Below are 10468 nucleotides of genomic sequence, written 5' to 3' on the forward strand. Positions count from 1 at the left end.
CGCCCCGCGCATCAGATTTTCGTCGACAAAATCTTCGTCAGCACTTGGCACCCTTGAAGCCGGACTTGATCCAGTCCACGGCGCGAACGCCGTTGGGCGGGTTCACGCACTCGGCGGGATACACCTTGATGTCGGTGACGATGGCTTCGTTCTTGGCCTTGTCCCAGCCGGCATACACACCATAGGCTGTGGCCTGGATCGCCTGATGCCCGTTGTTGTTCGCCATCGTGATCGGAAATCCGCTCGCGGTTTCGAAGGTCAGCCCTTTCAGGGCCGCTATCACGGCCTCCGTCTTCAGCTTGCCCGCCAAGCCGGCTGCGGCTTTCTCGTAGGCCGCCTTGATGCCGAATATGCCCTGCGCTGCGGCATAGGCGCCGAATGGCGGCACACGATGATAGGTTTTCAGATACTCCGCCTTGAACCAGTCCGCGAGCGGGGTCTTGCGGGCAAAATAGCCATGTGGCCCACGCGCGCCGAAGATCGAGCCGACGATGGTCTTCTCACCGAGGTCATCGATAATCCCGGTGCCCATCGTGAGGACGAATTTCGACTTCTCGGTCAGGCCGCGGGTCGACGCCTGGAGCGCGAACGCATCGGCATCACCGCCCCAGAAGCTGGAGAACAAGGCGTCCGCCGGGCTGCTCAACAGCGCGCTGATTTCCGCCCCATAGTCGCTGGTGCCAAGCTTGGTGAACAACCCTGCGGGATACTGAATGTCCGGCTTGAGCGCTGACATCGCCGCCTTGAACTCGGTCCAGCTATCCTGTCCCCACGAGTAGTCCTGATTGATGCCCGACACCGACTTGATCGCCGGCATCTTCTCGAGGAGATATTTGGCGGCGGCGACCTGGTCCATCGTGCCGGTGGGCGCTGTGCGTACCGAATATTCAGGCGCGGTGACGATATCCTCGAATAACTGCGGGTTGCCGCAATGAAAGAAGTCCGTCAGCACCTGCAACTCCTCGGCGACCGGCGCGATGGCATTGCAGTCGGCGCTCGAATTGTAGCCGATCACCATGTCGACCTTCTCGCTTTCAACGAGGCGACGGTATTCCGCAAGCTGCTTCTGCGCGCCGCCGGCCTCGTCGACGAAGACCGGCTCGATCCGCAGGCCGTTGATGCCCGCCTTGTCGTAGGGCGCCGGCACCTTTGCGGCATTGAGGGCCTCCGCGATCAGCTTCGCGCCGTCCCGCGCGTGCGATCCATAGGCGGCTCCGGGTCCGGACAGGAAGAACACGAGTCCGATCTTCAGCTTGTCCTCGGCCACCGCCGGGTCCGCATGAATGCTGGTCAGACAGACCAGCATCGCTGCCGTCGACGCGGCCCACAGTCGAAGTTTCGTCTTCATCGCAACCTCCAGCTTCCAAAAGGCCAACAGAAATCCCTTCGTGGTCCCAGCCACGATCAGAACGTCAATGAATGGAATTCAGCGCAGTCTCTCGGCGTCGAACCAGGGGAGCAGACCGGTCTCCGGGTGGCAGTTCAGGTATTCGAACCTGTGCCCCCCTTCCGGCAAGACGTAGACCTCGTGCCAAGTCCGCAGTTGGTTGGCGGCGCCATAGTGGCGATAGCGCCTGATCGCCGCCGAAAAGATCGCGGCATGACTGGCGTGGTTCTCGGACCAGTTCTCCAGATGCGCCAGCGAAAGGAAATATGCGTGGGCATATTCGTCCGGCTCGAGATTGCCGTGGATGTCGCTGCTGCGCTGCCACCGCATCGATGCACAGCCGCTCGGCAGCGGATTCTGCTCCAGATAGTCCATGCCGGCGCTGACCGGACCGCGAAGCTGGTCGTCATAACTGGCATGCTGCTCTTCATCCATGAAGCCCCAGCTCGAGCCACCGCGGATGATCGCGAGATTCTTCGGCGGATGAACGGCCCAATGCTGGCCGAATCCCTGTCGGCCCGACTGCCGCTGCAGGGCTTCGCCAAACGGCGACTCCAGCCTGCTCTCTGCCGCGGCGATCAGACGATCACGCATGGCGCCGTAGTAGCCGCAATAAGGTGTCGGATAGAGCGCGACCTCGGCGCTTGCGGATACGCCGATCGGAAAATCCAGCCAGAACAGGCTTTCCTGCCGGTCGCGCGGCACACGCAGGATTTCACGCCACGTGCCGAATGGACCCTTGAGCCGCTCGGGTGCCTGCCACCAGGCTTCCGCCGCCCTGTCGCTGCACCAGCGCGCAAATCGATCCTCATCGACCCAATAGGCCGAGATGAGGTGGCTCGCCGTGCCGTGAAGCGTGCGGGACCGTGCGTGCTGGTGACAATTCGGGCCATCGGGATGATTGGCGAGGAATCGCTCGGCCCATGAAAGCAGCGGGTGAGAGCCGAGCGCTACGCTGTCCGGGCCCTCGGCGCCAAACAGCGCCATGCGGAACTGCGTCTGGTTCGGGGGCACCTGAAACGACCAGCGTTGCACGGCCGGCTTGAAATTCGGTGGCTTGCGAAGCGGCGTCACGCGCTCCGTTGGGCTGAATGTCTCCCCTGGCGCCTCGTTCAAGACCCGTGCGACGGGCGTGCGCGGTCGCCAGCGATGAGCAACGTCGGAAGCGACCATGTCGGCCCCCATTCAGTAATCGCATCAACCCGGCGACAAACACTTGCATGGTTTGTTGCCGCATGTATGCACAAAAGACTGCACAGTATTGTGCAAGATTTCGGCAACGTCATGCGACCACGGAGCGGGATTCCTCCGGGTCAGCCTTCGTCCGCCACACCGGAAAACAATCCTTTTCATCAGCGAGTCCTGCGGGATCTTCCGACGGCCAGGACTCGGTGAGACAGAGATCCAGCCGTCTTTGCAGATCCTCAACATCGAGCGCCCCACCGATGAACACGAGTTCCTGCTTGCGATCGCCGTACCGTTGGTCCCACGAGGCCGCGAGTTGGCTGCGCCAGGCAGTATCCCGAGGCCACAACTTTTGATCGACTGCGCACCACCACCAGCTCCTCCCGCTGGTTCGCACGAGAGCACCGCAATGGCTCAGTTCTCCGACCCACCGAGGTCGGCTGGCCAACCAGAAAAATCCCTTCGCGCGCAACACTCCGCCCCAGCCGCTGCCCAGGAAGTCGGAAAAGCGCTGAGGATCGAACGGACGCCGGGCGCGGTATACGAAGCTCGAAATGCCGAACTCCAGCGTCTCCGGCACATGATCCTTGAATCCTTCGATCTCCTTCTTCCAGAGGGGACGCAGGGCGGCCTTTTCCGGGGCGAACCGCCTTACGCCGATGATCTGGGTCAAATCCAGATGGCCGAAATCCGTCTCGTAGATTCTCGCATCCGAGTTCAGTCCGCGGATGATCGAATATGCATATTTGCGCTGCTCGTTCGTCGCCGAGGATATCTTGTTCAGGATGATGGTGTCGGCAAACTCTACTTGGTCGACCAGCAACTCGACAATGGCTCGCTTGTCGTCGGGGGAGACTTCCTTCTGTCTTGCTTGCAGCATCTCACGCGACCAAAAATCCTGGGCGAGGCGCGCGGTGTCGACCACCGTCACCATGTTGTCGATGTAGGCGATATCATCCAGACTCCGACCATTCTCGTCTCGGTAGGAGAATGCCGCCGCAATGGGCATTGGCTCTGAAATTCCCGTAGCCTCGATGATCAAATTGTCGAAGCGTCGTTCGTTGCAGAGCTTCCTCACCTCGGCGATGAGATCTCCCCGCAGCGTGCAACAGATGCAGCCGTTGCTGAGCTCGACCAATGTTTCTTCGGTGCGGGATAGCTGGGATCCACCGGACTCGATCAGCGCCTTGTCGATGTTGACGACCGACATGTCGTTGACGATCACAGCGACGCGCCGACCACTCCGGTTGAGAAGCAGCTCGTTCAACAACGTGGTCTTTCCGGCACCAAGGAATCCAGACAAGACGGTTACGGGCAGCTTCTTTCGGCCATTGCACAGCATCGAGCGCACCTGGTGATTGCGCTCGGCCCCCGAAGGGCCGAGCTTCCGCGCTTCTATTCCGCGGCGACTGCCGTCGGCATCGGAGGAACGTCCTTGAAGACTGCCGTGCTGTTCGCGGTCTCGGCCATCACCGGGAAAATGAAGCCACATTTGGGGCACGGCTCGGCCAGCGCCGCTTGTTCCAGGGACACGTCGAATGCCTTGTCCGAAATAGAGGCACAAGCCGGACATACCCGAATGAGGCGCGCATTCTTGTATTCGAAGTTGACAATGATGTCCTCCATGATGGCGCCGGTGCGGACTGCCCACTCCTTTGCGTGCTTGTGGTAGGTGTCCATATGCCAATCCTTCAGAGCTTCGAAGCTCGTCCAGAAGCTGACTTCGTTGTACCAGCGCGGGTCGTCGGGGTGCACCCACCAGGTCAGATGAAGGAAACCCGGAAGCTTCTTCAGTTGGTGGCGCACGTTCGCAAACACGACCTGGAACTTCTTGTAGCCGTCCTCGCTCGAGAACCGCACCCGCTGCATGCTTTGATATACCGCCATCGCTCGTCCTCACATCTGATGCGCCCACTGCGCTCGCAGACGGAAGCTTAGAACGATTCAGAATTACGGCTGGCGCCGGCGATCGATTTTTCCATTGGTCCAGGTCGATCAACGTCGAGCCGGTTGACGATCGGGCGCCCTCATTCCGCGCAATCCAATGCCCGTTGGATCGCAGGCTCGGGGTTTGAAGCAGACGAATGGGTCCGCGTCGGAAAAAGACCATGTGTCCACCAGCCTGGCCTCGGCCGAGAGGCTGTTTTTCGGTAAGCTATTGGCATGCGCATTGCTTCGAGTTGCTGCCATGCAATTGCCGATTGACATCAACGCGGCCGGAGAGGTTGGCCTCCAACGTCAGCTCGTCGATCAATTTCGAGCCCTGGTCACTCGCGAAATCCTGCTGCCCGGCGCGCGGCTGCCTTCCACGCGAGAAATGGCGAAGCAGCTCGGGATCTCGAGACGGACAGTGGTGCTATCGTACGAGCGCATGATTGCGGACGGACTGATCGTGACAAGGCCGGGCCTTGGCACGTTCGTCTGCGAGACGCTGCCAAGCGAACACATACGAATAAAGGATGAATGGCCCGACACCGACGTTACCCGGCTGTCCTTTGCACGACTCAAGCGGGCGGTGGAAGGGATGCAGCTTTTCCAGGAACCTGGGAACAGGCTGCGGTATGACTTCCGTATTGGTCGCCCCGATCCTGGTCTCTTCCCAAGAAATCTATGGCGACGGCTCACGTCCGAACACCTGGATACGTTCACGAGGCTGATCAGCGACTACACGGATCCTGCCGGACACTCGCTGCTTCGGGAGGCAATCGCAAATCACCTGCGCACCGCGCGCGGCATATTGTGTCAGCCGGATCAAGTCGTCGTGACAGCAGGGGCCCAGGAAGGACTGAACCTGGTCGCGCGGCTGATGGAAGTCCGTGACAAGCGGGTGGTCCTGGAGGACCCCTGCTATCGCGGCGCGGCACAGGCATTCCTGAGCCTTGGCGCCCAGCTTGTCCCGGTACCGGTCACGGACGACGGCCTGGATACGGACATGCTGCCGGAAGACGGCGGCTGCGTCGGGTACGTAACGCCGTCGCACCAGTTCCCTCTTGGCGTCACGCTGTCGCGCGAACGTCGGTCAGCTTTGGTCGCCTGGGCTCGCCGCACGGGCACGCTGCTGATCGAGGACGACTATGACAGCGACTTCCGGCACAATTCGTCTCCGCTGGTCGCTTTGCAGGCGCTCGCGCCTGAATGCGTCGTGTATCTCGGCACATTCTCCAAGTCGATCGGCCCCGGCTTGCGTCTTGGCTACGCGGTGTTTCCGCACGATCTCGCCAAGGCAGCGTGCTGCCTGAAATCAGTGATGAACAATGGCCATCCGTGGCTGGAGCAGTCTGTTACGGCGGACTTCATCTCGTCGGGCGCGTTCGAACAGCATCTGTCTCGCATGAGAACCTGCTATTTGGAGCGCAGGAATACCTTGATGGAATGCCTCAGGGGCGCTTTCCCAACGACGTCACTCAGTGGCTTTGAAGGCGGCATGCACCTCGTCTGGACGATCGATTCGGACCTCGGTCCGGCGTCGGTGCTGAAGTCGAAATGCCAACAGATCGGGGTTTGCATCTACACCTTGAATGAAAGTCCGACGCATCAGCTTCACCCTCGTGGGGGTTCCGAACGGCAAGTCTTGCTGGGCTATCCCTGCCTCACTCCGCAGCAGATCCAAATCGCGATCGGACTGATCCAGCGGGTTGGGCGTCAGAAGTCCCCGCCGTATCGCAGAGGAAATTGACTCCTAGCTGGCTCCCGGCTTCGGCGCGGAAAATGCCGGATGCTTCTGCTGCGCTCAGTTGCCAACCCGACATCCCCCGGCAAGCTAACATCGGTCGCGCGCACGGCTTCAGCCGCTACCGCCAAGAGTACAAGACAGTAGAAGATCGCAGTCTGGCGTGCCTAATCGCGCAAATGGCGGAGAGAGTGTCAGTCAACTCCTGTTGAAAGATAAAGCATTTTCGATCTTCCTAGATCAAAAACCACCATTTGACCTACGGCCCGAAAATGGGGTTTCGCCTCCGAGAGAAACCTGCGCCAATGGCCCGTCAACGACAACATTGCCACTGCGCTGGCGTCGTCGGGATAGTTGTGCGTAACCCCCAGATGATCAATCGCCCACAATCGACACAACCACGGCCAGGGACGCTGCAGTGGTACCTATTCCTATTGGACGACACAGGACAGGCAGATGCTTATTTATGACTTCATCGACCATCGCGCGCGGCAGCCCCTGTGTGTACCGAAAACCTTGTCCGAGTTGATGATGTGACGGATTCGGCTAAGTTGGCGGGATGATCGGGCTTCTCTGTTTCGTGCGGGCCGTCGTGACCTCGCCGTTCAAGTCGAGGTTGCAGCTGGAAGCTGAGAACGCGGCGCTTCGACATCAGTTGATGGTCTTGCGGCGGCAGCCGCGACCGTCTGGACATTGGACGATTATTTCACGCAAATTCCAAAATCAGTGCATCCACCGCGAGCGTTGCGCCGGCACTGGCGTGGATCTTCTTCACGGTGCCGTCCTGCTCGGCTCGGAGCACGTTCTGCATCTTCATGGCTTCGACGACCGCGAGCGTCTCACCGACCTTGACCTCCTGGCCTTCGCTCACCGCGATCGAGACGATGAGGCCGGGCATCGGACAGAGCAGCTTCTTGCCGCTGTCGGAGGCCGTCGTCACCGGCATCAGCCGGGCGGAAGCTGCTTCCGCTTCGGTCCAGACATAGACCGGCACCTCGACGCCCTGATGCGCCAGACGAATGCCGTTGGGAACCGGGCGCGCCTGGACCGCGACGAAATGGCCGTCGATGGTCCCCTGCCAGACCGGATCGCCCGGCTTCCACGGCGATTGCAGCAGATGCGCATTGCCGGCGTTGCCTTCGGCATCGATGAAGCGGATCGCGATCGCGTCGCCTTCGCGGCCGACCTCGAGCAAAATCTCCTGGCGATCGAGCCAGACCGCGCGGCGGCGCTCGCGCTGCACGACGCGGCCGCCCATTTGTCCCGAGATCTGCCGCTTGCGCTCGCCGAGCACGTGATCGATGGCGGCGCCAACGGCGGCGATGCGCCGTGCGACCTCGCCTTCCGGCACGCGCACCGCAAAGCCCTTGGGGAATTCCTCGGCAATGAAGCCAGTCGAGAGCCGGCCTTCGCGCCAGCGCGGGTGATGCATCAGCGCCGACAGGAACGGGATGTTGTGCCTGATACCGTCGACATAGAACGAGTCGAGTGCGGTGGCCTGCGCTTCGATCGCCGCGGCGCGCGAGGGCGCATGCGTGACGAGCTTCGCAATCATCGGATCGTAGTGGATCGAGATCTCGCCGCCCTCCTGCACGCCGGTGTCGTTGCGAATGGTGATGCCGTCCTGGCTGGCTTCCACCGGGGGACGGTATTTCACCAGGCGCCCGATCGAGGGCAGGAAGTTGCGGAACGGGTCTTCGGCATAGAGACGCGATTCCACCGCCCAGCCGGTCAGCGTGACGTCCTTCTGCGCGATGGCGAGCCTCTCGCCGGCGGCAACCCGGATCATCTGCTCGACGAGATCGATGCCGGTGACGAGCTCAGTGACGGGATGCTCGACCTGCAGGCGCGTGTTCATCTCCAGGAAATAGAAGCTCTTGTCCTGCCCCGCGACGAACTCGACCGTTCCGGCGGAATCATAGTTCACGGCTTTGGCGAGCGCGACGGCCTGCTCGCCCATCTTGCGGCGGGTGGCCTCGTCGAGCAGCGGCGACGGCGCCTCCTCGATGACCTTCTGGTTGCGGCGCTGGATCGAGCATTCACGCTCGCCGAGATAGATCACGTTGCCGTGCTTGTCGCCCAGCACCTGGATCTCGATGTGGCGGGGATCGACGATGAATTTTTCGACGAAGACGCGGTCGTCACCGAAAGAGGATTTCGCTTCGGCCTTGGCGAGATTGAAGCCCTCCTCGACCTCGGCCTTCGAATGCGCGATCCGCATGCCTTTGCCGCCGCCGCCCGCGGAGGCCTTGATCATCACGGGATAGCCGATCTCGTCGGCGATGCGCACCGCGTGCTTGTCGTCCTCGATGACGCCAAGGTGGCCCGGCACGGTGGAGACCTTTGCCTTCGCGGCCGCCTTCTTGGACTCGATCTTGTCGCCCATCGCGGCGATCGCGCCGGGGTTCGGACCGATGAAGACGATGCCGGCCTCCTCCAGCGCGCGCGGGAACGCCTCGCGCTCGGACAGGAAGCCGTAGCCGGGATGCACGGCCTCGGCGCCGGTCTTGCGGCAGGCCTCCACGATCTTCTCGATCACCAGGTAGCTCTCGGCCGCCGCCGGCGGGCCGATCAGAATGGCCTCGTCGGCCATCTCGACATGGAGGGCGTCGCGGTCGGCCACGGAATAGACCGCGACCGTCTGAATTCCCATGCGGTGAGCGGTCTTGATGACCCGGCAGGCGATTTCGCCGCGATTGGCGATCAGAATGCGTTTGAACATGATTACAATGGCAAATTGTCGTGCTTCTTCGCCGGCGCTTCGACCTTCTTGTCCTTCAGCATCGCGAGCGCCCGCGCGATACGTCGCCTTGTCGAATGCGGCATGATGACGTCGTCGATGTAGCCGCGCTCGGCGGCGATGAAGGGGGAGAGGAAGCGGTCCTCGTATTCCTTGGTGCGCGCGGCGATCTTGTCGGGGTCGCCGATGTCGGAGCGGAAGATGATCTCGACCGCGCCCTTGGCGCCCATCACCGCGATCTGCGCAGTCGGCCAGGCATAGTTCATGTCGGCGCCGATCTCCTTTGACGCCATGACGTCGAAGGCGCCGCCATAGGCCTTGCGGGTGATGATGGTGACGAGCGGCACCGTGCACTGCGAATAGGCGAACAGCAGCTTTGCGCCGTGCTTGATCAGGCCGCCATATTCCTGCGCGGTGCCGGGCAGGAAGCCCGGCACGTCGACGAAGGTGACGATCGGGATGTTGAAGGCATCGCAGAAGCGGACAAAGCGCGCGGCCTTGCGTGACGCATCGCTGTCGAGCACACCGGCGAGCACCATCGGCTGGTTGGCGACAAAGCCCACGGTGCGGCCGGCGATGCGGCCGAAACCGGTGACGATGTTCTTGGCGAAGGTCTCGGAGATCTCGAAGAAGTCGCCCTCGTCCACGACCTTCAGGATCAATTCCTTCATGTCGTAGGGCTTGTTCGGATTGTCGGGGATCAGGGTGTCCAGGGACATGTCGACCCGGCCGATGTCGTCGAAGCTCGGCCACTCCGGCACGCCGTCGGTGTTGTTCGAGGGCAGGAAGTCGATCAGCCGGCGCATCTGCAACAGCGCGTCGACGTCGTTCTCGAACGCGCCGTCGGCGATCGAGGAGCGCGTCGCGTGCACCGAGGCGCCGCCGAGCTCCTCGGCGGTGACCACCTCGTTGGTCACGGTCTTCACCACGTCAGGACCGGTCACGAACATGTAGCTGGTGTTCTTCACCATGAAGATGAAATCGGTCATCGCCGGCGAGTAGACGTCGCCGCCGGCGCAGGGGCCCATGATGACGGAGATCTGCGGGATCACGCCGGAGGCGATGACGTTGCGGCGGAACACGTAGGAATAGCCGGCGAGCGCGGCGACGCCCTCCTGGATGCGGGCGCCGCCGGCGTCATAGAGGCCGATGATCGGCGCCCGCGCCTTCATCGCCATGTCCTGGAGTTTCGTGATCTTCAGCGCATGGGTCTCGGACAGCGAGCCGCCGAACACCGTGAAATCCTTGGCGAAGACGAAGGTCTTGCGGCCGTTGACGGTGCCCCAACCGGTGACGACACCGTCGCCGGGAACCCTGGTCTTCTCCATGCCGAATTCGGTCGAGCGGTGCTCGACGAACATGTCGAATTCCTCGAACGATCCCTTGTCGAGCAGCAGCTCGATGCGCTCCCGCGCCGTCAGCTTGCCGCGGGCATGCTGCGCCTCGATGCGCTTGACGCCGCCGCCCAACTTGGCGCCGGCGCGCC

7 protein-coding genes are annotated in these 10468 nt (G+C 62.0%); 1 reads left to right on the forward strand and 6 read right to left on the reverse strand.

Annotated elements, in window-relative coordinates; translation table 11 throughout:
• Positions 1 to 37: 37 nt before the first annotated feature.
• The 4 genes from YY7_RS0138495 to YY7_RS0138515 form a co-directional block, all read right to left on the reverse strand.
• Positions 38 to 1348 (reverse strand): ABC transporter substrate-binding protein, encoded by a 1311-nt coding sequence (locus YY7_RS0138495; RefSeq protein WP_028167824.1) that lies wholly within the window; start codon positions 1346 to 1348, stop codon positions 38 to 40.
• Positions 1349 to 1426: 78 nt separating this feature from the next.
• On the reverse strand, positions 1427 to 2560 hold the full coding sequence (locus YY7_RS54225) for a phenylacetaldoxime dehydratase family protein (protein WP_196237398.1): 1134 nt from the start codon (positions 2558 to 2560) through the stop codon (positions 1427 to 1429).
• Between the two features lie 109 nt (positions 2561 to 2669).
• Positions 2670 to 3914: a GTP-binding protein gene (locus tag YY7_RS0138510; RefSeq protein ID WP_035692028.1), complete on the reverse strand. Its 1245-nt coding sequence runs from the start codon at positions 3912 to 3914 to the stop codon at positions 2670 to 2672.
• Between the two features lie 53 nt (positions 3915 to 3967).
• On the reverse strand, positions 3968 to 4441 hold the full coding sequence (locus YY7_RS0138515) for an antibiotic biosynthesis monooxygenase family protein (protein WP_210164730.1): 474 nt from the start codon (positions 4439 to 4441) through the stop codon (positions 3968 to 3970).
• 202 nt (positions 4442 to 4643) lie between these two features.
• On the opposite strand from YY7_RS0138515, the gene YY7_RS54230 reads away from it, so the two are divergent.
• Positions 4644 to 6248, forward strand: a complete 1605-nt coding sequence (locus YY7_RS54230) for a PLP-dependent aminotransferase family protein (RefSeq protein WP_196237399.1) — start codon at positions 4644 to 4646, stop codon at positions 6246 to 6248.
• 700 nt (positions 6249 to 6948) lie between these two features.
• On the opposite strand, the gene YY7_RS0138525 is transcribed toward YY7_RS54230, so the two are convergent.
• Both YY7_RS0138525 and YY7_RS0138530 read right to left on the reverse strand, forming a co-directional pair.
• Positions 6949 to 8964, reverse strand: coding sequence for an acetyl-CoA carboxylase biotin carboxylase subunit (locus tag YY7_RS0138525; RefSeq protein ID WP_028167828.1), 2016 nt, complete (start codon positions 8962 to 8964; stop codon positions 6949 to 6951).
• 2 nt (positions 8965 to 8966) lie between these two features.
• On the reverse strand, positions 8967 to 10468 hold a 1502-nt coding region (locus YY7_RS0138530), incomplete at its 5' end, for an acyl-CoA carboxylase subunit beta (protein WP_028167829.1).

The sequence above is a fragment of the Bradyrhizobium elkanii WSM2783 genome (genome assembly GCF_000472865.1).
GTDB classification, from domain to species: Bacteria; Pseudomonadota; Alphaproteobacteria; order Rhizobiales; family Xanthobacteraceae; genus Bradyrhizobium; species Bradyrhizobium elkanii_A.